Here is a 25,659-nt window from a genome sequence, read left to right as displayed (position 1 = left end):
TGTGGATAATGTTAATAAATACTTTAAGCCTAATAAATGCAAAGATATTAACATGTGTATAAAGTGTTAATATCTTTGTTGATTTTAGTAGTATAAATTGTTAATAAATTTTAGACAAAAAAATATAAACATTATATTAACACAAAATCCACATATAATTGTTTATAAGTTACCCTTTCAATTCAGAGATTATTTTTTCTATTTTTATTTTGATTTCTTCATTAGTTTGTATATCTTTAATAATCTTATCGTGGGCATGTATAACAGTTGTATGATCACGTCCTCCAAACTCTTCACCTATTTTAGGAAGTGATAAATCTGTAAGTTCACGTGATAGATACATTGCTATTTGTCTAGGATAAGCAATTGATCTTGTTCTTTTTTTAGAATTAAAATCTTCCATTTTTATATCAAATACAGATGCTACCTTCTCTTTTATTCTATTTACATTTATTTCTTCATTTTTTGAAGTAGTTATTATATCTTTTAAAGCTTCTTCTGCTAATTCAAAAGATATAGTTCTATTAGTTAAAGATGAATAAGCAACCACTCTAGTTAAGGCACCTTCTAATTCTCTTATATTAGACTTTATATTTTTAGCAATATATGTCATAACCTCGTTTGGAACATCAATATTTTCCATTTGAGCTTTTTTTCTAAGTATTGCTATTCTAGTTTCAAAATCAGGAGCTTGTATATCTGTTATAAGTCCCATTTCGAATCTAGATCTAAGTCTATCTTCTAATGTTGGAATTTCTTTAGGTGGTCTATCACTTGAAATAATTATTTGCTTATTAGCCTCATGTAAAGAATTAAAGGTATGGAAAAATTCTTCTTGTGTTCTTTCTTTTCCAGCTATAAATTGAATGTCATCTATTAAAAGAACATCGACATTTCTATATTTATTTCTAAACTCTTCATTTCTGTCATCTTTGATAGAGTTTATAAGTTCATTTGTAAATTTTTCAGAAGATACATAGACTACTTTAGGATCCTTTTTTTGACTCATTATATGATGTCCTATAGCATGCATAAGGTGAGTTTTACCTAATCCAACGCCTCCATATAAGAAAAGAGGATTATAAGCTCTAGCTGGAGATTCAGCAACAGCAACACATGCGGCATGAGCAAATCTATTACTATTACCGATTACGAATGTATCAAATGTATATTTTGGATTTAGGTTAGGATAATTAGCCTTTGAAGCTGAACTTTTAGCTTCTTCTCCAAGACCTTCTATGTCTTTTTCACTTAAAACAAATTTAATATTATATTTTTTTAATGATAGCTGATTTACAGAACTTTCTATTAAATTTAAGTATCTATCTTCTAAAATACCTTTAGTGAAGTCATTAGGGACTAAAAGAATTAAATCGTTATTGTGTATTTTTAAAGGTACTATTTGCTTAAAAAAAGCATTAAAACTAGGTGGAGATAGCTCACCTTTTATTAATTGTAGTGTTTTGTCCCATAAAGAAACTACATCCATAATATAAACCTCCGCGCAAATTAATTAACACTTTCCACAAGTTATTAACAAAAAAACAAAAAAATATATATGATAAATAAATTCATTAGATTTATTTGGATAATTATGTGGATAAAATATTAATAATGTAAAAATGTATTAAAAAATAAAAAGATATAAACAATATGTATATAAAGTTATAAATAGTCTAAAGATATAATAAATGTAGTTTATAACTAAAGTATTATCTAAAAGTATACAAGTTATACACATTTATATCCACAGCTTGTGAATAACCTTAATAAGTTAATAAATCTTATAAACATTATCAACAAGTATATTAATAATATCAGAATAAGTGCCAAACTTCAAGGCATTCTGCTTAATTTATCCACAATATTAACTACCTGTTGATAAATTAATACACAGCTACAATTTACGCAATTTTCCTACATAATAATAAATCAACTTTTAAATGAATGTGGATAAATCAGACGACAAATTTGAGGTAATAAATAGTCACCAAAACATATAAAATAAAACAAACAATTTTGTTATTTCATGTATCTAAAAACAAGTTGACAAGCAATATAAAAGCATTTATAATTGTATGTGTTATGTTTACTTTGAGGGTAAGGTTATTATTCTTATAAACGGAAAATAAACGGAAATAAAATTTGAAAGGCGGTGTATGTAATGAAAAGAACTTATCAGCCAAAGAAAAGACAAAGAAAAAAAGAACACGGATTCAGAAAAAGAATGAAAACTTCTAACGGAAGAAACGTGTTAAAGAGAAGAAGAGCTAAAGGAAGAAAGAGATTAACTCATTAATCATTGAGAGAGGCCGCTGTAAAGGTGGCCTTTTTGTGTAGAAACTATATTTACAAGCTGTGTTTACGGAGGGTTTAATATGGACTTCAAGAAAACAAAGGGCTTAAAAAAAGACTCTGATTTTAGAAAAGTGTATAAACACGGCAAATCTTTTGCAACTAAGTATCTGGTAATGTATGTACTAGATAACAAATCAGATGATACTAAATTAGGTATATCAGTATCTAAAAAAGTAGGTAAAGCAATTGTTAGAAATAAGATAAGAAGAAGAATAAGAGAATCATATAGATTAAATGTAGATGAAAACGTTAAAAGTGGGTATGATATAGTTTTTATAGCAAGGATAGCAAGTAATCAGGCTGAATATAAAGATATTGAAAAGTCTGTAAAATATTTGGTAAGAAAAGCAAACATAAGATTAAGTGAATAACAAAAGTCTAAATATGGAGGCATTTTAAAATTTGAAAAAAATAATTACTATACTGAAGGAAATAAATATATACTTAGCGAAATTATGTATTTATCTAGTGAGATTTTATCAAAAATTTATATCTCCATTAAAAGGACCTACATGTAGATTTTATCCAACATGTTCACAATATTCTATAGAAGCTTTTAAAAAATACGGGCTATTAAAAGGAATATATTTAACAGTAAAAAGAGTATCGAAATGCCATCCTTTTCATCCAGGAGGTTACGATCCTTTAAAATAAAACAGAATATACTCTAGGAGGTATAACAGTTGAGTATTATAAGTAATTTATTAGGTGTTGTGTTAAAGACAATTTTTGACTTTATTGGAAATTATGGTCTTTCAATAATTGTATTTACAATTTTTGTAAAAGTTTTATTATTACCGCTTACAATAAAGCAAACTAAGTCTACAAAGGCTATGCAAGATATACAGCCTAAAATAAAAGAGATACAAGAAACGTATAAAAATAAGCCAGAAAAGCAACAACAAGAGTTAATGAAGGTATATCAAGAAGCTAAGATAAATCCATTAGCAGGATGTTTACCACTATTAATACAAATGCCTATATTAATAGGATTATTTACAGTATTAAGAGATCCTGTTACTTATGGTGTTTTCCAAGATAAAGCAACGCTTGCTACTGCATCAGAAGGGTTTCTTTGGATAAAAAACCTAACTCAACCAGATATTATATTAGCTGTATTATCAGGGGCAACTACATTCTTAATGCAAATGATAATGATGCCAAAGGATCAGCAACAAGGTTCAATGAAGATAATGACTTACTTCATGTCGGGGATGATGTTATTCTGGGGATTCACGTTCCCTGCAGGTCTTACATTATATTGGACAGTAGGTAACTTATTCTCAATTGCACAACATTATTTAGTAATGAATCCTTTAAAAGCTAAGTTAGCTAATTCTAAGGAGGAAGTAATAGATGAAGGAAAGCATAGAAATAAGAAGTAAGAGTAAGGAAGATGCTATAAGCCAAGCAATTGAAGAGCTAAAAGTATCTGAAAAAGATTTACAAATAGAAACAGTACAAGAACCTACAAAAGGTTTCTTAGGTTTTATAGGTGCTAAGGAAGGTCTATACAGATTCAAAGTTATTAAAACTGAGTCAGATATAGCTAAAGAGTTTGTTGAAAATATACTTAAGAACTCTAATGTAGAGGCTAAAGTTAATGTTACTCAAGATAATAATTTAATTAAAGTAGACATAGAAGGAAAAGAAGCTGCATGTTTAATAGGAAGAAGAGGGGAAACATTAGATTCAATTCAATTCCTTACAGGATTAGCGCTTAATAAAATAAATAAAGACTCGCATATGAGAGTGCTTGTAGATATAGAAAACTATAGATCAAAGAGAGAAGAATCTTTAATAAGATATGCTAACAAAGCAGCTAGAGAAGTAGCTAGAACTAAAAAAATAAAGAAATTAGACTATATGAATCCATATGAGAGAAGAATAATTCACTCAGCTCTTCAAAACGATAAGTATGTAACTACGTATAGCGAGGGAACAGATCCATATAGAAGATTAGTAATAGAGTATAAAAGATAAAATTTAACCTCCTATGTAATAGGGGGTTTTATTTTCGTTATTTATTTTATATAATGTTAAGATTAAGGAAAGAATTAAAGATAACGAAATTAAAGATAAATTAACTAAATAATAAGAGGTGATTAATTTGTTTATAGATGATACTATAGCAGCAATTGCAACAGCACCAGGTGAAGGTGGTATAGGTATAGTAAGAATTAGTGGTCAAAAAGCACTGAAAGTAGCAGATGAAATATTTAGATCTATGTCAGGAAAAACAATAAGTGAATATAAAACTAGAACTTTAATATACGGAAATATAGTAGACGGTGAAGATGTTATAGATGAAGTTTTATTAGCTTATATGAAAGGGCCAAACTCATATACTGCAGAGGATGTTATAGAAATAAACTGCCACGGAGGATTTATTTCAGTAAAGAAAATATTAGAGCTTATATTATCTAAAGATGTAAGAATAGCTGAACCTGGAGAATTTACAAAAAGAGCATTTTTAAATGGAAGAATAGATTTATCTCAAGCAGAAGCAATAATAGATGTAATAAAAGCTAAAACTGATATGGCTCATCAAGTAGCTCAAAATCAGCTAGAAGGTTCTTTATCAAGTAAGATAAAAGAATTAAGAGGAAAAGTAACAGAAGTATTAGCACACTTAGAAGTTGCTATAGATTTTTCAGAGGAAGATATAGAAGAAATAACATATCAAACTCTTAAAGAAAAAGCTGAAGAAATAAGAATAGAAATTAAAAAATTATATGATACGGCTGAAAGTGGTAAAATACTTAGAGACGGACTTAAGACAGTAATAGTTGGTAAACCAAATGTTGGGAAATCTTCATTACTTAACTCTATATTAGGTGAAAATAGAGCTATAGTTACAGATATACCAGGAACAACTAGAGACGTTATAGAAGAATTCGTAAATATAAAAGGTATACCTTTAAAAATAGTAGATACAGCAGGTATAAGAGAAACAGAAGATGTTGTAGAAAAAATAGGTGTAGAAAAATCAAGAGAATCATTTAATAGTGCAGACTTAGTTATAATGGTATTAGATTCATCGAGAAATCTTTCTGATGAAGATATAGAAATACTAGAAAACCTAGAAAATAAGAAGACTATAGTTATATTAAATAAAACAGATTTAGAACCTAAAATAGAAGAAGATGTACTAGCTAAGTATGTAAAAGAAGAAAATATAATAAGAACATCAGCATTAAAACATGAAGGAATTGAAGAATTATATGATAAAATAGAATCTATGGTTTATAAAGGCAGTGTTAAGAATTCATCTAGCTTAGTAATAACTAATTCTAGACACAAAGATGCATTATTAAAATCATATGAATCTATAAATGATGCTATAAATGCAATAGATACATTCCTTCCATATGATTTTATAGAGGTTGATTTCAAGAATATATGGGATTATCTAGGTTATATAAATGGAGACACAGTAAAAGAAGACCTATTAGATACTATATTTAGTAACTTCTGTATCGGAAAATAAAGTGTATAATATAAAATGTAGATAAGCAATTATAAAAAAGTTTTTCGTGAAACATAAATATAAACGTAGAAAGGATACTGACATGATAGATTTCAAAGCAGGAAAATATGATGTAATAGTAGTTGGAGCAGGTCATGCCGGATGTGAAGCTGCTTTAGCAACTGCCAGAATGGGACATAAAACACTAGTAGTAACTATGTCGTTAGACTCTATTGCACTAATGCCATGTAACCCATCAGTTGGAGGAACAGGTAAAGGTCAATTAGTAAAAGAAATAGATGCTTTAGGTGGTGAAATGGGTGTAAATGCAGATAAAACACTTATACAAAGTAGAATGTTAAATACTGCAAAAGGACCAGCTGTTCACTCTCTAAGAGGACAAGCGGATAAATTTAGATATCATACAGAAATGAAAGCTACTTTAGAAAATGAATCTAATATAGATATAGTAATGGATGAAGTAGTAGATATATTACATGAAGGTCAAACTGTTACTGGAGTAGTTACTAAACTTGGATGTCAATATGAAGCTAAAGCTGTAATATTAGCAACAGGAGTTTACTTAAATTCTAAGATATTCATAGGAGAATTAACTATTAATGAAGGACCTAATGCATTAGGTTATTCAAAGCATTTAACAGATAATCTAGTGGATTTAGGATTAAATATGAGAAGATTCAAAACAGGAACTCCTGCTAGAATTCATAGAGATAGTATAGATTTCACTAAGATGGAAATCCAAGAGGGTGACAAAAGAATAACTCCATTCTCTTTCTTAAGTGATGAAATAAATATAGATCAAGAGCCTTGTTATTTAACAAGAACAAACACAAAAACTCATGAAATAATAACAAGTAACTTAAGTAGAACAGCAATGTATAGTGGACAGGCGAAAAGTACAGGAGCAAGATACTGCCCATCTATAGAAGATAAAGTTGTTAGATTTAGTGATAAGGAATCTCATCAAATATTTATAGAGCCAGAAGGTAGAGAAACAAAAGAGATGTATATCCAAGGGATATCAACTAGTTTACCTTATGAAGTACAATTACAAATGTATAAAAGTATTCAAGGACTTGAAAATGCTAAGATAATGAGACCTGCTTATGCAATAGAATATGATTGTATAGATCCTACTCAATTAAAAATAACACTTGAAATAAAGGGTGTTGAAAACTTATTTAGTGCGGGACAATTTAACGGTACTTCAGGATATGAAGAGGCAGCAGCACAAGGTCTTATAGCTGGTATAAATGCAGCATGTAAAATACAAGGAAGAGAGCCATTTGTACTTGATAGATCAGAAGCTTATATAGGTGTTTTAATAGATGATTTAGTTACTAAAGGAACAAACGAACCTTATAGAATGATGACATCTAGATCAGAGTATAGATTATACTTAAGACAAGATAATGCAGACATGAGACTTACTCAAAAAGGATATGACTTAGGGTTAGTTACAGAAAGCAGATACAATAGATTCTTAGATAAGAAAGCTGAGATAGAAAAAGAATTAGAGAGATTAAAAACAGAAAGAGTTACTCCTAAAGAAGTAAATCACCTTTTAGCAGAAATGGGAGCATCTGAAATAAAAGTAGGATTATCTTTATATGAATTTTTAAAGCGTCCAGAGGTTAACTATGACTTAATTGAAGCTATAGGAAAAGGTGCTGGAGAAGATGTTCATTATGAAGTGAAAGAACAATGTGTAATAATGACAAAATATGAAGGATATATAGACAAGCAATTAAAGCAAATAGAGCAATTTAAAAAGCTTGAAAATAAAAAGTTACCAGAAACTATAGACTATTCAACTATAGATGGTTTAAGAATAGAAGCAAGACAAAAACTTAATGATATAAAGCCAGTTTCAATAGGTCAAGCATCTCGTATATCAGGGGTTTCACCAGCTGATATATCAGTACTTCTTATATACTTAGAGCAAATGAGAAGAACTAGAGGGGGAAAAGATGAATAATACGGAAATGCTAAGACAAGGTCTAAAGGATTTTGGAATAGAACCAAGCGATAAAATGCTAAATGATTTCAAGGTTTATAGAGAGATACTAGTCGACTGGAATCAAAAGATGAACCTTACTGGAATAGAAGAGGAAAAAGAAGTGTATATAAAGCACTTCTTGGACTCTGTTTCAGCTGTAGTTAATGGATACATAAAAGATGGAATGTCTATAATAGATGTTGGTACAGGTGCAGGTTTTCCAGGATTACCATTAAAGATATGCCTAGAAAATGCTAATGTAACTCTTTTAGATTCATTAAACAAAAGAATAAACTTCTTAAAAGAAGTTAGTAATACCTTAGGTTTAACTAATATGGAGTTTATACACGGTAGAGCAGAAGATTTCGGTAAGTCAGAACAATATAGAGAACAATATGATATAGCAACAGCAAGAGCTGTGGCTGGATTACCTATACTTATGGAATTTTGTGTACCATTTGTTAAAGTTGGAGGATATTTTGTGTGTTTAAAAGGACCTAATGCAAACTTAGAGCTAGAAGAGTCAAAAGCTGCTATGGATGTTTTAGGATTAGAATTTATTGAAAAAATAGATGTAGAGCTTCCAGAAACTGATTTAGACCATAATATATTAGTTTTCAAAAAAGTAAGAAATACTCCAGAAAAATACCCTAGAAAAGCGGGTAAACCTGCAAAAAGTCCTATAAAATAGAGATAGGTATATTAAAAATATATTAAAAATAAAACAAAATAGAAGGATTATATAATTACATGCAGAAATAGTATACTCATATGTATCTAATGCAGTATTAATTTGTAAGTAAATAATGAAATTCAAATATATTTATATCTAATAAGAGAGGGATGTTATGGAAGAAAAAAGAATTGTGGAGATACCTATAGAAAATATAGTTCCAAATCCATATCAACCAAGAAAAGTATTTTCACAGTCAGCATTAGAGGAGTTAAGCAACTCTATAAGAGTTTATGGAATACTTCAACCAATAACAGTTAGAGTTAAAGATGAAAAGTATGAATTAATTGCTGGAGAAAGAAGATTTAGAGCGGCTAAATTGGCAAATTTAACAGTAATACCGGCTATTATAAATAACATGTCTGACGAATATTCTGCTGTATTAGCACTGCTAGAAAATTTACAAAGAGAAGATTTAAATTTTATAGAAGAGGCTATGGGGTATGAAAATTTAATAAAAGAACATGATTTTACACAGCAGCAACTAGCAGAAAAGTTAGGAAAGAATCAATCTACTATAGCTAACAAACTTAGAATACTAAGATTGCCAAGTGATATAAAAATAAAATTAGTAGAAAATAACCTAACAGAAAGACATGCAAGAGCATTGCTTAAGTTACCAAATGAAGAGTTAATGAAGGATGTCTTAGATAAAATAATAAAGAATGAGCTAACTGTAAAGAAAACAGAAAAGTTGATAAAGGATATATTAGAAGATTTACAAGAAACTGAAGAGCCAGAGAAAAAGCAAAATGTAAAGAGTTCAATGGCTATAAGAATATACTTAAATACTATGAAGCAAGCCTTCGATGCTATAATAGGAACAGGAATTGAGGCTAAATATAACGAAGTAGATAAGGGCGATTATATGGAGGTTGTTGTAAAAATTCCTAAAAAGTAAGGTTACTGCTTGGCAGTAGCCTTTTTTTATCAAAATTGGAATTAAAAATTTTATACTATAAATTTTAGAAAAGTGAATTTTAGAAGAAACAAGGGGGGAAATCTTGTGGGAAAAGTTATAGCAGTTTTTAACCAAAAGGGTGGAGTAGGAAAAACTACAACTAATGTAAATTTAAGTGCAAGTATAGGAAAGATGGGTAAAAAAGTACTAGTACTAGATTTAGATCCACAAGGAAATACAACTAGTGGATATGGAATAGAGAAACAAGAGGTAGAAAACACTATATATGAAGTAATGTTAGATAGTGTAGATATAAGAGAGGCAATTTTACCTACAGAGTTTGACAATGTAGACACTATTGCTTCAGCAACTGAGTTATCAGGAGCAGAAATAGAGCTTACTAATATGGATAAAAGAGAATATGTATTAAAAAATGCTATAGAATGTGTAAGAAAAGATTATGATTATATATTTATAGATTGTCCTCCTTCATTAGGAATGTTAACTATAAACTGTCTTACAGCAGTAGATAGTGTATTAATACCAATACAGTGTGAATATTATGCACTAGAAGGTGTAAGTCAGCTTATGGAAACTATAAAGCTAGTTAAGTCTAGACTTAATCCACATATAGAAATACAAGGAGTAGTCCTTAGTATGTTTGATGGAAGAGCTAATTTATCAATACAGGTAGTTGAAGAGGTAAAAAGGTATTTCAAGGGAAGTGTATATACTACATTAATTCCTAGAAATGTTAGATTGGCAGAAGCACCTAGTCATGGAAAGCCAGTTATATATTATGATGCAAGATGCAGGGGAGCAGAGGCATACATGGACTTAGCAGAAGAGTTCATAGATTTAGAGGAGGATATAATATAATATGGAAAAAAAATCGTCTAAAAGAACAAATAGATTAGGAAGAGGTCTTAGTGCCTTAATTCCAGAAATTAAAGAAGGAATAGATAGCAAAGATATAATAAGTATAGAATTAAAGAATATATATCCTAATGAAACTCAGCCAAGAAAAGTGTTTGATGAAGAGAAAATACAAGTATTATCAGAATCTATAAAAAACTATGGAGTATTACAACCAATAGTAGTAAAGCCAGATAAAAATGGCAAATATATGATAATAGCAGGAGAAAGAAGATACAGAGCATCTAAGATGGCAAAATTAAAAGAAGTTCCTGTTGTTATTAAAGATATACCAATGAAAGATATAATGGAGATAGCTTTGATAGAGAACTTACAAAGAGAAGATTTAAACTCTATTGAAGAAGCTTTAGCCTATAAAGGATTAATAGATCACTATAAAGTTACTCAAGAAGAAATATCAGAAGCAGTAGGAAAGAGTAGACCACATATAACAAATACTTTAAGGTTATTAAATCTTGGTGAAGCAGTAATGAAGATGATAGAAAGTGGTCAAATGACAGCTGGTCATGGTAAGGCATTACTTAGAATATCAGATAAAGAATTACAAGAAGAACTAGCAAAGAGAGTTATAGAAGAAGAGCTTTCAGTTAGAGCAACTGAAAATTTAGTTAAAACTATTGCAGAAAATAATACAAAAGAAGTACCAAAGAAAATAAAAGAGAAGGATATATTTATAGTTGATGTAGAAGAAAAACTTATGAATATATTTGGAACAAAAGTAAATATATCAAAAGGGAAGAAAAAGGGAAAAATAGAGATAGAATATTATAATGATGAAGAATTAAATAATATTTTATCAATGATGCTTGAAGATAATTAATGTAAAGTGAGGAAACTTATATGATTTACTTAGACAATGCTGCAACTACATACCCTAAACCAGAGCAAGTTTATGATTCTATAATGGATTGTATGAAAAACTACTGTGCTAATCCAGGAAGAGCTGGACATAAAATGGCTATGAGGGCAGCAAGAGAGATTTATGACGCAAGAGAAAATATAGCAAAGTTATTTAATATAGATAACCCTATGAATATAATATTTACAAATAATGCTACTGATTCATTAAATTTAGCTATAAAAGGTGTTGTAAAAGAAGGCGACCATATAATAACAACAAGTATGGAGCATAATTCTGTAATAAGACCAATAAAATCCCTAGAAGCAAGAGGAATTTCAAATACAATAGTTAACTGTGATAAAGAAGGTTTCTTAGACGTAAATGATATAAAAAATGCAATAAAACCAAATACAAAATTAATAGTAACTACTCATGCATCAAATGTAGTAGGAACTTTAGTAGATATAAAAGCCGTAGGGGAGATAGCTAAAGAAAATAATATATTATACTTAGTAGATGCATCACAAACAGCGGGAGTGTATTCTATTGATGTAAAAGATATGAATGTAGATATGATAGCAGCTCCAGGCCATAAATGCTTGCTTGGACCTCAAGGAACAGGTATCTTATATATAAGAGAAGGTCTTAGTGTAGATATTTTAAAAGAAGGTGGAACAGGAAGTAAATCAGAAGATTTATTCCAACCCGAAATAGTTCCTGATAGATATGAATCTGGAACACACAATACTCCTGGCATAGCAGGATTAAATGAAGGAGTAAAGTTTATATTAGAAAAAGGTATAGATGATATAAGACTACATGAAGAAGAATTATGTCAGTATATGTTAGATAAATTAGAAGAAATTCCTAATATAAAGATATATGGAACTAAAGATAGTAAAAAAAGAGCAGCAGTTATAGCGATAAATATTGGAGATATGGATTCTGGAGAAATAACTTTTATACTAGATAGTGAATATGATATAGCCACTAGATCTGGTATACACTGCGCTCCATTAGCTCATAAAACTTTAGGAACCCTAGAGCAAGGTGCAGTTAGATTTAGCTTAGGGTACTTCAATACTAAAGAAGAAATAGATAAAGCTGTAGAGGCTTTAAAAGAAATTTCTAAAAATAACTAAAAGATAAAAATGAGGATGTCTTAAAATAATTATTTTAAGACATCTTTTTTTATGGAAGTATATAGGTAAATTTTAAAATATATAAATTGAAATAAAAGTTAAATTTGATTTATATTAACAAAAAACTAAAAATAAATTTGATTAAACCTACATAAATAGGTAAAATATTACAAAATACATAGTGTTTTTAATATAAATTTAAGTTATAATCATCTTATAAGAAAATGGTTTCAAGGGGGAATTTTAGTATGGACATTCTAAGCTTAGGAGAGAAAATTAAGAAACTGAGAAAAGAAAAAAATATGACATTAAAAGAGTTAGCTGGAGATAGAATAACAGCAGCTCAAATAAGCCATATAGAGAGAGATAAATCTCATACAAGTCATGAGTTATTAGATTACTTATCACAAAAGTTAGAAGTAAGTGTAGACTATTTACTAGAAACTAAAGAAATGCAATCTAGAAGGATAACAGATAACTTAATTCTTCAAAGTGAAATTCATATAAAAAGAGGAGAACTTGAAAAAGCGGAAGAATTAATAAATGAAATTTTAAATATATGTAAAAATTATAATTTAATAGATAATTATGCAAAATGCAATTTTTTATTAGGAACGATAAATATAAAAAAAGAAGACTATAATCTTGTAGTTGGAAATTTAGAAAAAGCTTTGTATTATTTCATAAAAGATAATGATAAAGAAAATATATTTAGATGTTATTTGAATATAGGAAAAGTATATATACAAGAAGCATTTTTCAAAGGTGCTATAACACATCTAGGATTTGCAGAGGACTTACTAACAGAAGGGCAAATCGAGGATATGGATATTCATAAAGATTTGTATAGTAATCTGGCATACTCTTACATGAAGTTAAATGACTCTGAAAAGTCTTTATACTATATAAATAAGATTAGTGATATAGAGATGCAAAACAATATAAAAGATGAAATAGATATGTTGTTATTAAAGGCCAATAATTTCTTAAAAGTTGGAAAGTATGATGATTCTAAGGAATGTTTTAAAAGGGCATTAGAGTTATTGGAGGAAGAAGAAAATAAATCAGGAATAGCAAATGTTTATCTGAGAATATCTGATATATATAAAAACCTAGGAAATATAGATAAGGTTTTAGAGTATTCTCAAAAAGCCTATGATATAAATAAAAATAGTGAAGACAAGATAACTATAAAGAGTTTATCTAAAATAGTAGATGCATATATTGAAAATAAAGATTTTGAAGAAGCTAAAAAGTATTGTAAAGTAGCACTAGCATTAGCTATAAAATCAAAAAATAAGTGTAATGAATATAAAGCTTTAAAGTTGTATTCTAAGATACACAAAGCACAAAATGAAAATACATCAGCGATAGAATATCTATATAAGTGTGCAAATATAGTATCTGAATTAGGAGATACTAAAACTTTAGCTGAATTATATATTGAATTAGGAGAATTATATTCAAATATATCAAAGGAAAAAGAATTAGAGTACTACCACAAAGGGGTAGCTTTATATAAAAATTTAGAAATAATATAGAAAAATAAAACAGATATAGCATACGCTATATCTGTTTTATTTTTAAAAGGTTTATAATATATTTATCTTGAAGTTGGATTACAAGAGAATCAATTTGAAAATTTACCGTCTATTTAAATAAAATCAAAGAAATAAATTTCTTATAATTAAAATTAATCTGATAAGTAATTGTATAGAAATAATCTATAACGTTTAAATTTACATATATGATAGAATTATTTTAAGGAATATGTAAGGAGAGGATATTATGTTAATAGAAATAGATGCAAGAGGACTAGCTTGTCCAAAACCAGTAATAAATACAAAGAAAGAATTAGATAAATTAGAAAATGGAGTTATAAGAGTCACAGTAGACAATACAATGGCAAAAGAAAATATAATAAAACTATCAAAGTCATCTAATTGCGAAAGTAGTGTTTTAAGAGAAGAAGAAGATTTAATAGTAGTCGAAATAATAAAAGGTGAAAATATAAAAATAGAAGAAGGTACAAAGGTTAATTTAGATAATAAGTGTATATTTATATCTTCAGATAAAATGGGACAAGGAAATGATGAACTAGGAGAAGTTCTTATAAAAGGATATATATATACTTTGACAGAAACTAAGCCATATCCAAAGCACATAGTATTTGTTAATTCAGGAGTAAAACTTACAACAGTAAATGAAGCTACAGTAGAAAACTTAAAAATACTAGAAAATAATGGAGTTGAAATACTATCTTGTGGTACATGTTTAGATTATTACAACTTAAAAGAATTATTACAAGTAGGTACAGTTACTAATATGTATAATATTGTAGAAATGATGAACAACTCATTACAAACTATATCTATATAATGGACATAATAAGGTTACATATTGTATATGTAGCCTTATTTATATAAAATAATATCTATAATAACTAGATTAGAAAGAGGAAAAACAATGAATGAAATGTATATAGTATCATTTAACTCAACACATCATGCAATAAGAACAGAGAAGTTATTAAAGGAAAAGGAAATAGTATGTACAACACTGCCTACACCAAGAGAGATAACGGCTAGCTGTGGGATTTCAATAAGATTCTTATACAATGATATAGAAAAAGTAAAAGAAACTTTAAGAGAAAGTGATGTAGAATATAAGGGTATATATAAAATAACTAAATTAGAAAGTGGAAAAAAAGAAGCAACAGAGATAGTTTAAAAGGAGTGATTTTAAATGCCTATAAGTATTAAGATAGGAGATGTTGTTGAAATGAAAAAACAACATCCTTGTGGAAATAAAGAATTTGAAATAACTAGAGTTGGTATGGATGTAAAGATAAAATGCACTAAATGCTCTAGAGAAATAATGCTAGACAGAGAAACTTTTGAAAAAAGAGTAAAAAAGATAATTACTAAAGAATAAAATAGAAAATTCAGAAAATTTCAAAGAGAGTATCGAATCAAATTTGGCATTGCTATAATTAAAGTACAGGGTAAACAATTTCAGGGGGTGCTTTAATTATGGCAGTTAAATTTGCAAAGAGAATGGCAGGATTAAAAGGATCAGAAATACGTGAGCTTTTAAAGTTGACGGAAAAACCAGAAGTTATATCTTTCGCTGGAGGATTACCTGCTCCAGAATTATTCCCAATAGAGGAAATGAAAAAGATTTCGACTATGGTTTTAGAAGAGGATGGAAGATCAGCTCTTCAATATTCTACAACTGAAGGTTATACTCCTTTAAGAGAACATATAGCTGATAGAATGAATAGTAAAGCTAAAACTAATGTAACAAAGGATGATATATTAATAACTAATGGTTCACAACAAGGATTAGACTTTGCAGGGAAAGTTTTCTTAGACGAAGGTGACATAGTTTTATGTGAAAGTCCATCTTATTTAGGAGCATTAAATGCTTTTAAAGCATATTTACCAAAATTCATAGAAGTTCCAACAGATAAAGATGGAATGATAATGGAAGAGTTAGAAAAAATATTAGAAACAACTGATAGAGTGAAAATGATATATGTAATACCAGATTTCCAAAACCCAACAGGAAGAACTTGGCCAATGGAAAGACGTAAAAAGTTCATGGAAATTATAAATAAATATGAAATACCAGTAATAGAGGATAACCCATACGGTGAATTAAGATTCGAAGGTGATACATTACCATCTTTAAAATCAATGGATAACAAAGGATTGGTAATATACTTAGGAAGCTTTTCAAAAATATTCTGTCCAGGATATAGAATAGGCTGGACATGCGCATCTCATGAAATATTAAGCAAATTTATATTCGTCAAACAAGGAGCAGACCTACAAGCATCTAGTATATCTCAAAGAGAAGTTAGTAAATACATAGAATTATATGATTTAGATAAACATGTTGAAAAATTAAAAGAGGTTTATAAAAGACGTAGAGACCTTATGTTAAAAACTATTAAAGAAGAATTCCCAGAAGGTTTAGAGTATACTCATCCAGAAGGTGGGCTATTCACATGGGTAGAACTACCAAAACATTTAGACTCAAGAGTTATAATGGAAGATTGTATAGCAAATAATGTTGCATATGTTCCAGGGGGATCATTCTTCCCTAATGGTGGAAAAGAAAATTGTTTTAGATTAAATTACTCAACATCTACAGATGAGAAGATAGTTGAGGGAATCAAGAGATTAGGTAAAGTTTTAAAGAAACATATGGAAGTAAAAGCAAACGCATAGATAGTATAAAAAAAGAGTGACCTGCGGTCACTCTTTTTTATGGGAGATTGGGATGAAATATATTTAAGTTATGGGGGCTATATATAAATAGTATTATCCATCATAATTTAATATATACGTATTAAAAACAAAAAAATTTACCATAATATATGAGGAAATATAAATTGACAATTATCTTTAGTAATGATAAAATGTGTAAGTATGAGATTTGAATCTCATTTCTCTGCTCTACGAAGTAGAGCCGTTAAGTCCAAAGGGAGGTGAAAAGATAATGAGAAATTATGAATTAGTTTTCGTAGTAAAGCCAAATGCTGATGAAGAAACTAGAGAAGCTGTACTTAACAAAGTTAAGGAAGTTATATCTACTGATGGTGAAGTAGCTAACGTTGATGTATGGGGAACTAGAAAATTAGCTTACCCAATAGCTAAGTTCAACGAAGGTCACTATGTATTAGTAAACTTCAGTGCTGGTGTTGAATTACCAAAAGAATTAGATAGAAACTTAAAGATAAACGAAAACGTAATAAGACACATGATAGTTGCTGCTTAATGACTAGTTTTATTATGTAAAAGGCGGTGTTATTATGAACCATGTTGTTTTAGTGGGTAGATTAACAAGAGACCCAGAGTTAAGATACATCGCAGGAAGTGGAACTCCTGTTGCTAATTTCTCAATAGCTATTGATAGAGAATTCTCAGGCAAAGATGGTAAGAGAGAAACTGATTTTATAGATATACAAGTTTGGGGTAAATCTGCAGAGAATTGCGCTAACTATATCGGTAAAGGAAGTTTAGTAGCTGTACAAGGCTCAATAAGAGTGGATGTATATCAAAACCAAGCTGGAGAAAACAGAAGAGCGTTTAGAGTTAATGCTAACAGAGTACAGTTCTTAGATAGTAGAAATAAATCGGAAAATTCGTATAATAAAGGAAGTCAAACAGGATTTGAACCTAGTTTCGAGCCTACGTTCGAACCACAAGGATTAGACCCTCAAGGTTTCCAAGCTATAGATGACGACGATATACCATTCTAAAAAGGAGGGAAATGTTATGATAAACAAGAAGAGACGTAAGAAGAGAAGAGTTTGTCAATTCTGTGCTTCAAAAGACGTTAAGATAGATTACAAAAACACTCAAAGATTACAAAAATATGTAACTGAGAGAGGTAAAATATTACCAAGAAGAATATCTGGAACATGCGCTAAGCATCAAAGAGAATTAACAGTTGCTATAAAGAGAGCTAGAAACATAGCACTTTTACCATACACTGTAGAATAAGAAGGACGAGCCTTATGGCTCGTTTTTTTGTTATTCTAGTTAAATCTACTATGATTTATGATATAATATTTATATATTAAGGAGGGGGCAACTGTGAGATTAGATAGGAATTCCGATATAGCAAGAAACGTTAAAATAATGGAATGGATGAAAACAGAGTTGTTAATGAGCGTAGGGGATTTGTTCAACTTAATGTTTAAAGGAGTAAAGCCTTTAGATGAGGCATTACAAGATACTTTAGCAAATATTATAATGATAACATACCTTTTAGCAAAAAGATTGGGAATTAGTTTTAACGAAATGGATTATAAAATAAAAGAAAAGATAAAACTAGGAATAAATGAGAATCATAGTATAGAAAGATGGTATGGTGAGTTATCTGAACTCAAAAAACATATAGATAATAAGGAGTGAATCTAATTTGAATAATAAAGTAAAACTATCACAAGTATCGATGATAGTTACGCTGGGAATATTATTAGCTCTAGTAACAGCATATGTGCCTATATTAAGTGTGCTGAGTTTCTTAATACCAGTACCTTATGCAATAATAGGAACTATAGGTAACAATAAGTACTCAATATTATCTTTGATAGTTACTTTTTTAATACTTATATTTGGTGTAGATATAACATATGCTGTAAGTATTAGTATTATGAGTGTACTTCCTGGGATAGTTATAGGTAGTGTTGCAAGACAAAACATAAAAAAAGGTCAAGAAAATAAGTTTGAACCTATATATGCAGGGACAATTATAGTTATAATTTCAACTATAATTTTCTATACTATAGCAAATATGGTATTTAAAACTAATTTATTAGATAACTTTATGAATGGTATGAAGGAAGCTGTAAGTGTTCAGCTTCAAATTTTAGGTGATGCAGGTGTAGATGTAAGTAGTGGATTAAAAGTAGAAGATGTAATCACCTTTGCACAAAATCTTTTACCTACAATGCTATTTTTACAGGGGATAATATTAGCGTTTGTTACGTACTACATTGAGGCATTTATATTAAAAAGAATAAGAATGGTAAATTTAGAAATGCCTAAATTTAGAGATTTTTATTTACCGGGAAATCCAGTAATGGTGTCACTTATGCTATACATACTAGTTTTCTTAATTGATATGTTAGGCTTAAATTTTCATGGTGATTTAATCATAATGAATCTTCAACTAGTTTTTAATTTTATGTTTATGGCTCAGGGAATAGCAGTTTCTGTATATTACCTAAGAAATTGGTTTAAAGCTAGTCAAATAAAAAATATACTTATATCAGGATTAATCCTATATATATTCGGATTTATGGGTATATCTTTCTTAGGGATGTTAGATAGTGTAATAGATTTTAGAAAGGTAAGAAGCTATAAATCTGCGTAAGGAGGGAAGTAATGAGGAACAAACCAGCCTTGAAAATTAATATGCCAGAAAATAATATATACATATTAATTATAGGTGTAGCAAGTACAGCACTACTTTTATATGATTTTTATGTAGGTTGCTTATTTTTCCTTATTTTCTTATATATAGTTTTCCACAACTGGAAAACTACTAATATTAGAAGGAAGGAATGGAATAATTACATTCAAAATCTATCTTTAGATATAGATGAAACAACAAAAAAAGCAATAATGAATTTACCTATTCCACTTTGTATATTAGAATTTGATGGAAAAATATCTTGGTACAATAATAAATTCCATCAGATGACGGAAACACAAGATTTATTAGGTGAAAACATTGATGATATAGTAAAGAATCTAGATCTTAGAAAAGTTTTAAATGAAAATAAAGAAATGTACACAGATGTAAAGTATAAAGACAGAGATTATACTGTAGTATACAATGTTGTAAAAAATGATCAAGAAAAAAATGCAAAATATCTAATGATGTTATATTGGTTAGATAAGACAGATTATCTAAATTTACAACAAAAGCATGAAGATGAGAAAAATTCTATGATGTTGATTCAGGTTGATGGATATGATGACGTATTAAAAAGTGCATCAGAGGATAAAAGACCAATGATAAACGTTGAAATAGAAAGAATTCTTTCTAATTTAGAAAATGCATCTAAGTCAGCATTAAAAAGAACATCAAAAGATAAATTTTTCTTAGTTATGAACAAAAAAGAACTTAAAAAACTAGAAAGTGAAAAGTTTTCTGTACTAGATAAAATAAGAGAAATAGACTATGGAAATACATTACCTGTTACTATAAGTATGGGGATAGGTGTAGATGGAGATTCCATAAATGAAAATCTAAAATTGGCGTCTGGAGCTCTTGATTTAGCTTTAGGTAGAGGTGGAGATCAAGCTGTTATAAAAACTAAAGATAAGTCAGTATTCTACGGTGGAAAATCTAAAGCAGTAGAAAAAACTACAAAAGTAAAATCAAGATTAATAGGTCATGCACTAAGAGAAATTATATTAGAAAGTGATCATGTATATATAATGGGACACAAATATCCTGATATGGATGCTCTGGGTTCGGCAGTTGGAATATATGATATATGTAAATCTTGCGGTAAAAATGCTAATATAGTGCTAGATAGTACAAATGAATCAATAGATATATTTGTAGATAGAATAGAATCTTCAGATTATTATGATGGAATATTTATAGATAGCGAAGAAGCTATAAGAAGTTGCACGAGAAATACACTTGTGGTAGTTGTTGATACCCATAGACCTAATTTTACAGAATGTAATGAACTATTAGGTATATCTGACAAAATTGTAGTGATAGACCACCACAGAAGAGGCGTTGAATTTATAAATGATACAGTACTTTTATTCCATGAAATATACGTATCATCTACGTGTGAGATGGTAACTGAGCTAGTCCAATACATGGAAGATAATGTAAAGATAAATAAATTAACTGCAGAAGGTTTATTAGCTGGTATAACTCTAGATACTAAAAACTTCGCCTTCAAAACAGGGGTAAGAACATTTGAAGCTGCATCGTATCTTAAAAAAGTAGGTGCAGATACTGTAGAAGTCAAAAAGCTATTTAACTCAGACATAAGTGATTTTATAACTAAGGCTGAAATCATACAAAGTGCTAAGATAGTTTATGGAAAAATCTGTTTAGCTTATACAGAAAGAGTAGCAGATAACATAAATATAGTAATAGCACAAGCAGCAGATGAATTATTAAATATAAAGGAAGTTGAAGCATCATTTGTTCTAGGTAAAAAAGATGATAAAATATTCATAAGTGCTAGATCATTAGGAGAAACCAATGTACATGTTCTTATGGAAAAACTAGGCGGAGGAGGCCACAAAGATATAGCAGGTGCTCAATTAGAAGGTGTTTCATTAAAAACTGCATATTCAATGGTACAAGATATAATTGACGAATGCATAAAGGAGGAGAAATAGATGAAAGTTATTTTATTAAAAGACGTTAAAGGAACTGGTAAAAAAGGTGAAGTAAAAGAAGTAAGTGATGGATACGCAAGAAACTTCTTACTTAAAAAGAAATTAGCAGTTGTAGCAGATAATACAGCAGTAAAAGAATTAGGTGAAAAGAAGAAATCTGAAGAGATAAAAGCTCAAAAAGAGTACGAAGCAGCAGTAGAATTAGGAAAGAAAATGGAAGAATTAAACGTTGTTATATATACTAAAGCTGGTGATGGTGGAAGATTATTTGGATCAATAACATCTAAAGATATAGCAGAACAAATAAAAAAACAACACTCTATAGAAGTAGATAAGAGAAAAATACACTTAGATGAACCAATAAGAGCTTTAGGTTCAAGATTCGTTGAGATAAAGATACATCAAAAAGTAACTACTAAGATGAGAGTAGATGTAAAAGAGAAACAATAGAAAAGACACTTGAGGTGATAAACAATGGAGGATATGACTAGAATTCCTCCACATAGTGTGGAATCAGAACAGTCTATATTAGGGTCTATATTACTTGATAAAGATGCAATGATAACGGTGAGTGAAACTATAAAGCCAAATGACTTTTACAAAGAAGCTCACAAAATCATATATGAGTGCATGATAAAGTTAAGTAATAAAGGTGAACCAATAGACTTAATAACCCTAACAGAAGAACTTAAAAAAGAAGGACATTTAGATGATGTAGGAGGCATAAGTTATATAACGAGTTTATCAACGATTGTCCCTACAACATCTAATGTAAAGTATTATGCAGATATAGTGAAGGAAAAATCAGTTTTAAGACAACTTATAAAAGCATCTAATGAAATTATAAGCTTAGGATATGAAGGTTCCTCGAAAATAGAAGATGTCTTAGAAAAAGCAGAAAAACAGATATTTGATATATCTCAAGAAAAAGCTAGTGATGATTTTAAATCTATAAATAGCGTACTAATGGATACTTATGATATGATTGAACATCTGTACACATCAAAGAGTGAAATAACAGGAATAACAACTGGTTTTAAAGACTTAAACAAAAAGATAAATGGACTACAGAGAACAGATTTAATACTAATAGCAGCTCGTCCAGCTATGGGGAAAACTGCATTTTCATTAAATCTTGTTCAAAATGCAGCACTAAAAGGTGATGCATCTGTAGCTGTATTTAGTTTAGAGATGTCTAAAGAACAGTTAGTTCAACGTATGTTATCATCACAATCTAGTGTAGAGCTTAAAAAATTAAAAACAGGAAAGCTAGGAGAAAATGACTGGCCTAGAATAATAGATTCTATGGCAGTTTTATCTAATGCTAAGATATATATAGATGATACTCCAGGTATAAAAATATCTGAGTTAAGATCAAAATGTAGAAAACTTAAAATAGAGCAGGGATTAGATTTAATACTTATAGATTATCTTCAACTTATGGAAGGTGAAGGTAATAATGAAAGTAGACAACAAGAAATATCAAAAATATCAAGATCTTTAAAAATAATCGCAAAAGAACTTAATTGTCCGGTAGTAGCATTATCTCAGCTATCTCGTGCACCAGAACAAAGAGCAGATCATAGACCTATGCTATCAGATTTAAGAGAATCTGGAGCAATAGAGCAGGATGCAGATATAGTAATGTTTTTATATAGAGATGAATATTATCATCCAGATTCAGAAAAAAAGAACATAGGAGAGGTAATAATAGCTAAAAATAGACACGGTGAAACTGGTGCAGTAGAGCTAGTTTGGCTTGGTGAAGTTCAAAAATTTGCGGATAAATCTAGGGATATGTAAACAAGATATCCACAGAAGTTTTTTTGGAAATTGGTTAAAGTATGTGGATAAATGTAGGAAAAAAATCATAAGTGTTGAAAAATACAAAAAGACTTATCCACATTATCCACATGTAACCTGTTGATAAATGTGAATAAGTACAAAAAAAAGCAAGCTATTAGCTTGCTTTTATTGTTTACAACTTAATATTTATAAATACAAATTTTTTATGGGGGAAAAATGTGTTGCATATAAATGTATTATATATATATCCAAAAATAATAGAAATAAACAAAGAAATAAATTTATTTAGAATAATTGATAATAATATAAAGGAGACATTAGTATTTTACTGCAAAAAAGGATCTAATTATAAGATTATGATGATGGATACAATGTCTGGAGAAAATAAAGAAATTTTAGGTGTATCTAAAATAGAAGAAGTAGGAACATTTATAAAAAATATAGAAGAATCAGAAGGAATAATAAAGAGTTTAAATAGCTTAGAAGATATAAAAAAATACATATTAAACTCAAAGTGTAAATAAAAAAGTTTGAAAATGTATCGAATGTTTGATAAAATGTATTGGTAAAGTGTTCGAAAATCTATAGTAGAGGTGAGTTATATGAAAACAGTAGCGATTGTAGGATCTCAATGGGGAGACGAAGGAAAAGGTAAAGTTATAGATTACCTTGCTACACAAGCAGATGTAGTAGTAAGAGGACAAGGTGGAAATAATGCCGGACATACATTAGTTGTAGATGGCAAAAAATTCGCTTTACGTCTAATACCATCTGGAGTATTAAATCCTAACACTATAAATGTAATAGGAAATGGTATAGTGTTTGATCCAAAAGGATTTTTAGAAGAGATAGAGACTTTAAATAAAGAAAATATAGATACTAGCAACATAAAAGTAAGTGATAGAGCCCATGTTGTATTACCATATCACAAGGAATTAGATGCACTAGCAGAAGAAGCTAGAGGAGATAACAAAATAGGGACTACAAAAAAAGGTATAGGACCTTGTTACATGGATAAAACTGAGAGATCAGGAATAAGAATATGTGACTTAATGGATAAAGACATATTTGCTAAGAAATTAAAAGCACAAATAGATGCTAAGAATAAATTAGTTCAAGGTGTATACGGAAAAGAAGCAATGTTTGACTTTGAAACTATATACAATGAGTATTTAGGATATGCAGAGCAAATAAGAAAAAATGTTGCAGATACTTCAGTTGTAGTATATGATGCTATAAAAGCTGGTAAAAAAGTATTATTCGAAGGTGCACAAGGAACATTATTAGACTTAGACTTAGGTACGTACCCATACGTTACATCTTCTCATCCAACATCAGGAGGATTCTCTATAGGAGCAGGTATTGGACCAAACATGATAAAAGATGTTGTAGGTATAGTAAAAGCATATACTACAAGAGTTGGAGAAGGACCATTTGTTACTGAATTAGATAATGAAATAGGAGAAAGAATAAGAATCCAAGGTCATGAGTTTGGTACAGTAACAGGAAGATCTAGAAGATGTGGATGGTTTGATGCTGTAATAGTTAAATATGCTGCAAGAGTAAACGGATTAACTAGTATATCATTCATGTTATTAGATGTTTTAAGTGGATTCGAAAAAATAAATATATGTACAGGATACAAAATGGGAGACAAGATAATAACAGATTTCCCAGCATCATTAGAAGATTTAGCTAAGTGCGAACCTGTATATGAAGAATTAGATGGATGGAATGAAGATTTAACAACTATAGAAAGATACGAAGATCTTCCAGAAAATGCTAAGAAATATATAGATAGAATAGAAGAAATAGTTGGAGTTAACATAGATATGGTTTCAGTAGGACCAAACAGAGCTCAAACTATAATAAGAAGAAATATATTTGCTTAATATATATAAGTGTAGTGGATTATATCCACTACACTTTTTTATATATAAAAATTAAAATATATAAAATTAAGTTAGAGATAAATATATTTTTATTTATACTTATAAAAATATATTCTACAAAAAGTTTTACTGAATAAAAAACAATTAGAATACTTACTTATAAATTAATATTTATACCCTAATTTAAGAAAAATATAGATTAGATAATTGGTAAAAATCTAAAATTAAGTATTTTTTAATAAAAAATTAATTTATGAACCCCTGTTATTTACTAAGGTTGAGAGAAAAATAAACAAAAAAGTAAAAAAATATAAAAAAATGTAAAAAAAGTGTTGACGAAAGTGTATGAACCTAATATAATAATATTTGTGAGTGAGAGAAACACGAACAAGCCGAAAGGCAAAAAAGGAAATGACCCATTAGCTCAGTCGGTAGAGCACCTGACTTTTAATCAGGGTGTCCCGCGTTCGAGTCGCGGATGGGTCACCATTTTAATTTTTACTCAGCACGGCCCATTGGTCAAGCGGTCAAGACACCGCCCTTTCACGGCGGTAACAGGGGTTCGATTCCCCTATGGGTCACCATTTTGGGACTATAGCTCAGCTGGGAGAGCACCTGCCTTACAAGCAGGGGGTCACAGGTTCGAGCCCTGTTAGTCCCACCA

The 25,659-nt window shown here is 29.3% G+C and carries 28 protein-coding genes and 3 tRNA genes; 30 read left to right on the top strand and 1 reads right to left on the bottom strand.

Annotated elements, in window-relative coordinates; genetic code table 11:
* Nucleotides 1-169: 169 nt before the first annotated feature.
* Nucleotides 170-1,489: a chromosomal replication initiator protein DnaA gene (gene dnaA / locus I2H23_RS13820; protein WP_092921704.1), complete on the bottom strand. Its 1,320-nt coding sequence runs from the start codon at nt 1,487-1,489 to the stop codon at nt 170-172.
* Between the two features lie 675 nt (nt 1,490-2,164).
* Here dnaA and rpmH point away from each other — a divergent pair.
* The 30 genes from rpmH to I2H23_RS13670 all read left to right on the top strand — a co-directional run bounded on the left by rpmH (nt 2,165) and on the right by I2H23_RS13670 (nt 25,659).
* Nucleotides 2,165-2,299 carry a 50S ribosomal protein L34 gene (gene rpmH, locus I2H23_RS13815; RefSeq protein ID WP_092921702.1) on the top strand — a complete coding sequence of 45 codons (135 nt, stop codon included), beginning with the start codon at nt 2,165-2,167 and terminating at the stop codon, nt 2,297-2,299.
* Nucleotides 2,300-2,378: 79 nt separating this feature from the next.
* Nucleotides 2,379-2,729: a ribonuclease P protein component gene (gene rnpA / locus I2H23_RS13810; protein WP_092921700.1), complete on the top strand. Its 351-nt coding sequence runs from the start codon at nt 2,379-2,381 to the stop codon at nt 2,727-2,729.
* 31 nt (nt 2,730-2,760) lie between these two features.
* Entirely contained in the window at nt 2,761-3,012 is a 252-nt protein-coding gene (gene yidD / locus I2H23_RS13805; protein ID WP_092921698.1) for a membrane protein insertion efficiency factor YidD, read from the top strand.
* A 29-nt stretch (nt 3,013-3,041) separates the two neighbouring features.
* Nucleotides 3,042-3,743 (top strand): YidC/Oxa1 family membrane protein insertase, encoded by a 702-nt coding sequence (locus tag I2H23_RS13800; protein WP_092921696.1) that lies wholly within the window; start codon nt 3,042-3,044, stop codon nt 3,741-3,743.
* The gene (gene jag / locus I2H23_RS13795) at nt 3,715-4,341 is read left to right on the top strand and encodes an RNA-binding cell elongation regulator Jag/EloR (RefSeq protein WP_092921694.1); all 627 of its coding nucleotides are present in this window, start codon (nt 3,715-3,717) and stop codon (nt 4,339-4,341) included. Before I2H23_RS13800 ends, jag begins: the two co-directional genes overlap by 29 nt.
* Before the next feature lie 127 nt (nt 4,342-4,468).
* A complete protein-coding gene (gene mnmE / locus I2H23_RS13790; protein WP_092921693.1) occupies nt 4,469-5,848 on the top strand; it encodes a tRNA uridine-5-carboxymethylaminomethyl(34) synthesis GTPase MnmE in 1,380 nt (459 codons plus the stop codon).
* Nucleotides 5,849-5,930: 82 nt separating this feature from the next.
* Nucleotides 5,931-7,826: a tRNA uridine-5-carboxymethylaminomethyl(34) synthesis enzyme MnmG gene (mnmG, locus tag I2H23_RS13785; protein ID WP_207741731.1), complete on the top strand. Its 1,896-nt coding sequence runs from the start codon at nt 5,931-5,933 to the stop codon at nt 7,824-7,826.
* Nucleotides 7,819-8,538, top strand: coding sequence for a 16S rRNA (guanine(527)-N(7))-methyltransferase RsmG (gene rsmG, locus I2H23_RS13780; RefSeq protein ID WP_092921689.1), 720 nt, complete (start codon nt 7,819-7,821; stop codon nt 8,536-8,538). Before mnmG ends, rsmG begins: the two co-directional genes overlap by 8 nt.
* 157 nt (nt 8,539-8,695) lie before the next feature.
* Complete coding sequence (noc, locus tag I2H23_RS13775; protein WP_195581836.1) at nt 8,696-9,481, top strand: nucleoid occlusion protein; 786 nt, start codon at nt 8,696-8,698, stop codon at nt 9,479-9,481.
* A 105-nt stretch (nt 9,482-9,586) separates the two neighbouring features.
* Entirely contained in the window at nt 9,587-10,360 is a 774-nt protein-coding gene (locus I2H23_RS13770) for a ParA family protein (RefSeq protein ID WP_195238425.1), read from the top strand.
* Nucleotide 10,361: 1 nt separating this feature from the next.
* Nucleotides 10,362-11,237, top strand: a complete 876-nt coding sequence (locus I2H23_RS13765) for a ParB/RepB/Spo0J family partition protein (RefSeq protein ID WP_195238424.1) — start codon at nt 10,362-10,364, stop codon at nt 11,235-11,237.
* Between the two features lie 20 nt (nt 11,238-11,257).
* The gene (locus I2H23_RS13760; protein ID WP_195238423.1) at nt 11,258-12,400 is read left to right on the top strand and encodes an aminotransferase class V-fold PLP-dependent enzyme; all 1,143 of its coding nucleotides are present in this window, start codon (nt 11,258-11,260) and stop codon (nt 12,398-12,400) included.
* Nucleotides 12,401-12,648: 248 nt separating this feature from the next.
* A complete protein-coding gene (locus I2H23_RS13755; protein WP_195238422.1) occupies nt 12,649-13,941 on the top strand; it encodes a helix-turn-helix domain-containing protein in 1,293 nt (430 codons plus the stop codon).
* 247 nt (nt 13,942-14,188) lie between these two features.
* Complete coding sequence (gene yedF, locus I2H23_RS13750) at nt 14,189-14,779, top strand: sulfurtransferase-like selenium metabolism protein YedF (RefSeq protein WP_195581834.1); 591 nt, start codon at nt 14,189-14,191, stop codon at nt 14,777-14,779.
* Between the two features lie 87 nt (nt 14,780-14,866).
* Complete coding sequence (locus I2H23_RS13745; RefSeq protein WP_166506166.1) at nt 14,867-15,130, top strand: DUF3343 domain-containing protein; 264 nt, start codon at nt 14,867-14,869, stop codon at nt 15,128-15,130.
* A 15-nt stretch (nt 15,131-15,145) separates the two neighbouring features.
* Nucleotides 15,146-15,334 (top strand): DUF951 domain-containing protein, encoded by a 189-nt coding sequence (locus I2H23_RS13740; RefSeq protein WP_166506165.1) that lies wholly within the window; start codon nt 15,146-15,148, stop codon nt 15,332-15,334.
* A 98-nt stretch (nt 15,335-15,432) separates the two neighbouring features.
* A complete protein-coding gene (locus I2H23_RS13735; RefSeq protein ID WP_195581832.1) occupies nt 15,433-16,635 on the top strand; it encodes an aminotransferase-like domain-containing protein in 1,203 nt (400 codons plus the stop codon).
* 271 nt (nt 16,636-16,906) lie between these two features.
* Nucleotides 16,907-17,185 carry a 30S ribosomal protein S6 gene (rpsF, locus tag I2H23_RS13730; RefSeq protein ID WP_092921669.1) on the top strand — a complete coding sequence of 93 codons (279 nt, stop codon included), beginning with the start codon at nt 16,907-16,909 and terminating at the stop codon, nt 17,183-17,185.
* Between the two features lie 34 nt (nt 17,186-17,219).
* Entirely contained in the window at nt 17,220-17,669 is a 450-nt protein-coding gene (locus I2H23_RS13725; RefSeq protein ID WP_092921667.1) for a single-stranded DNA-binding protein, read from the top strand.
* A 16-nt stretch (nt 17,670-17,685) separates the two neighbouring features.
* Nucleotides 17,686-17,913 (top strand): 30S ribosomal protein S18, encoded by a 228-nt coding sequence (gene rpsR / locus I2H23_RS13720; RefSeq protein WP_092921665.1) that lies wholly within the window; start codon nt 17,686-17,688, stop codon nt 17,911-17,913.
* Between the two features lie 93 nt (nt 17,914-18,006).
* The gene (locus I2H23_RS13715; RefSeq protein WP_092921663.1) at nt 18,007-18,327 is read left to right on the top strand and encodes a MazG-like family protein; all 321 of its coding nucleotides are present in this window, start codon (nt 18,007-18,009) and stop codon (nt 18,325-18,327) included.
* 7 nt (nt 18,328-18,334) lie between these two features.
* Nucleotides 18,335-19,291 (top strand): DUF2232 domain-containing protein, encoded by a 957-nt coding sequence (locus I2H23_RS13710; protein WP_092921661.1) that lies wholly within the window; start codon nt 18,335-18,337, stop codon nt 19,289-19,291.
* Nucleotides 19,292-19,302: 11 nt separating this feature from the next.
* Complete coding sequence (locus I2H23_RS13705) at nt 19,303-21,297, top strand: DHH family phosphoesterase (protein ID WP_092921659.1); 1,995 nt, start codon at nt 19,303-19,305, stop codon at nt 21,295-21,297.
* Nucleotides 21,298-21,747, top strand: a complete 450-nt coding sequence (gene rplI / locus I2H23_RS13700) for a 50S ribosomal protein L9 (protein ID WP_092921657.1) — start codon at nt 21,298-21,300, stop codon at nt 21,745-21,747.
* A 24-nt stretch (nt 21,748-21,771) separates the two neighbouring features.
* On the top strand, nt 21,772-23,100 hold the full coding sequence (gene dnaB / locus I2H23_RS13695; protein ID WP_092921655.1) for a replicative DNA helicase: 1,329 nt from the start codon (nt 21,772-21,774) through the stop codon (nt 23,098-23,100).
* Between the two features lie 221 nt (nt 23,101-23,321).
* On the top strand, nt 23,322-23,627 hold the full coding sequence (locus tag I2H23_RS13690; protein ID WP_166506163.1) for a hypothetical protein: 306 nt from the start codon (nt 23,322-23,324) through the stop codon (nt 23,625-23,627).
* A 78-nt stretch (nt 23,628-23,705) separates the two neighbouring features.
* Nucleotides 23,706-24,995 carry an adenylosuccinate synthase gene (locus I2H23_RS13685; RefSeq protein WP_092921651.1) on the top strand — a complete coding sequence of 430 codons (1,290 nt, stop codon included), beginning with the start codon at nt 23,706-23,708 and terminating at the stop codon, nt 24,993-24,995.
* A 413-nt stretch (nt 24,996-25,408) separates the two neighbouring features.
* A tRNA-Lys gene (locus I2H23_RS13680) sits at nt 25,409-25,484 on the top strand.
* A 20-nt stretch (nt 25,485-25,504) separates the two neighbouring features.
* Nucleotides 25,505-25,579: transfer RNA gene (locus I2H23_RS13675), tRNA-Glu, on the top strand.
* Nucleotides 25,580-25,583: 4 nt separating this feature from the next.
* Nucleotides 25,584-25,659: transfer RNA gene (locus I2H23_RS13670), tRNA-Val, on the top strand.

The organism is Romboutsia sp. BSD2780061687b_171204_C1 (assembly GCF_015560225.1).
In the GTDB taxonomy this organism is placed as follows: domain Bacteria; phylum Bacillota; class Clostridia; order Peptostreptococcales; family Peptostreptococcaceae; genus Romboutsia_C; species Romboutsia_C hominis.
This window is presented reverse-complemented; position numbering and strand designations above follow the sequence as displayed.

Excerpts from the sequence above, each read along its gene's own strand:
- dnaA (WP_092921704.1), bottom strand. The coding sequence starts at position 1,489 with ATGGATGTAGTTTCTTTATGGGACAAAACACTACAATTAATAAAAGGT.
- rpmH (WP_092921702.1), top strand. The coding sequence starts at position 2,165 with ATGAAAAGAACTTATCAGCCAAAGAAAAGACAAAGAAAAAAAGAACAC.
- rnpA (WP_092921700.1), top strand. The coding sequence starts at position 2,379 with ATGGACTTCAAGAAAACAAAGGGCTTAAAAAAAGACTCTGATTTTAGA.
- jag (WP_092921694.1), top strand. The coding sequence starts at position 3,715 with ATGAAGGAAAGCATAGAAATAAGAAGTAAGAGTAAGGAAGATGCTATA.
- mnmG (WP_207741731.1), top strand. The coding sequence starts at position 5,931 with ATGATAGATTTCAAAGCAGGAAAATATGATGTAATAGTAGTTGGAGCA.
- rsmG (WP_092921689.1), top strand. The coding sequence starts at position 7,819 with ATGAATAATACGGAAATGCTAAGACAAGGTCTAAAGGATTTTGGAATA.
- noc (WP_195581836.1), top strand. The coding sequence starts at position 8,696 with ATGGAAGAAAAAAGAATTGTGGAGATACCTATAGAAAATATAGTTCCA.
- I2H23_RS13765 (WP_195238424.1), top strand. The coding sequence starts at position 10,362 with ATGGAAAAAAAATCGTCTAAAAGAACAAATAGATTAGGAAGAGGTCTT.
- I2H23_RS13760 (WP_195238423.1), top strand. The coding sequence starts at position 11,258 with ATGATTTACTTAGACAATGCTGCAACTACATACCCTAAACCAGAGCAA.
- I2H23_RS13755 (WP_195238422.1), top strand. The coding sequence starts at position 12,649 with ATGGACATTCTAAGCTTAGGAGAGAAAATTAAGAAACTGAGAAAAGAA.
- yedF (WP_195581834.1), top strand. The coding sequence starts at position 14,189 with ATGTTAATAGAAATAGATGCAAGAGGACTAGCTTGTCCAAAACCAGTA.
- I2H23_RS13745 (WP_166506166.1), top strand. The coding sequence starts at position 14,867 with ATGAATGAAATGTATATAGTATCATTTAACTCAACACATCATGCAATA.
- I2H23_RS13740 (WP_166506165.1), top strand. The coding sequence starts at position 15,146 with ATGCCTATAAGTATTAAGATAGGAGATGTTGTTGAAATGAAAAAACAA.
- I2H23_RS13735 (WP_195581832.1), top strand. The coding sequence starts at position 15,433 with ATGGCAGTTAAATTTGCAAAGAGAATGGCAGGATTAAAAGGATCAGAA.
- rpsF (WP_092921669.1), top strand. The coding sequence starts at position 16,907 with ATGAGAAATTATGAATTAGTTTTCGTAGTAAAGCCAAATGCTGATGAA.
- I2H23_RS13725 (WP_092921667.1), top strand. The coding sequence starts at position 17,220 with ATGAACCATGTTGTTTTAGTGGGTAGATTAACAAGAGACCCAGAGTTA.
- rpsR (WP_092921665.1), top strand. The coding sequence starts at position 17,686 with ATGATAAACAAGAAGAGACGTAAGAAGAGAAGAGTTTGTCAATTCTGT.
- I2H23_RS13705 (WP_092921659.1), top strand. The coding sequence starts at position 19,303 with ATGAGGAACAAACCAGCCTTGAAAATTAATATGCCAGAAAATAATATA.
- rplI (WP_092921657.1), top strand. The coding sequence starts at position 21,298 with ATGAAAGTTATTTTATTAAAAGACGTTAAAGGAACTGGTAAAAAAGGT.
- dnaB (WP_092921655.1), top strand. The coding sequence starts at position 21,772 with ATGGAGGATATGACTAGAATTCCTCCACATAGTGTGGAATCAGAACAG.
- I2H23_RS13685 (WP_092921651.1), top strand. The coding sequence starts at position 23,706 with ATGAAAACAGTAGCGATTGTAGGATCTCAATGGGGAGACGAAGGAAAA.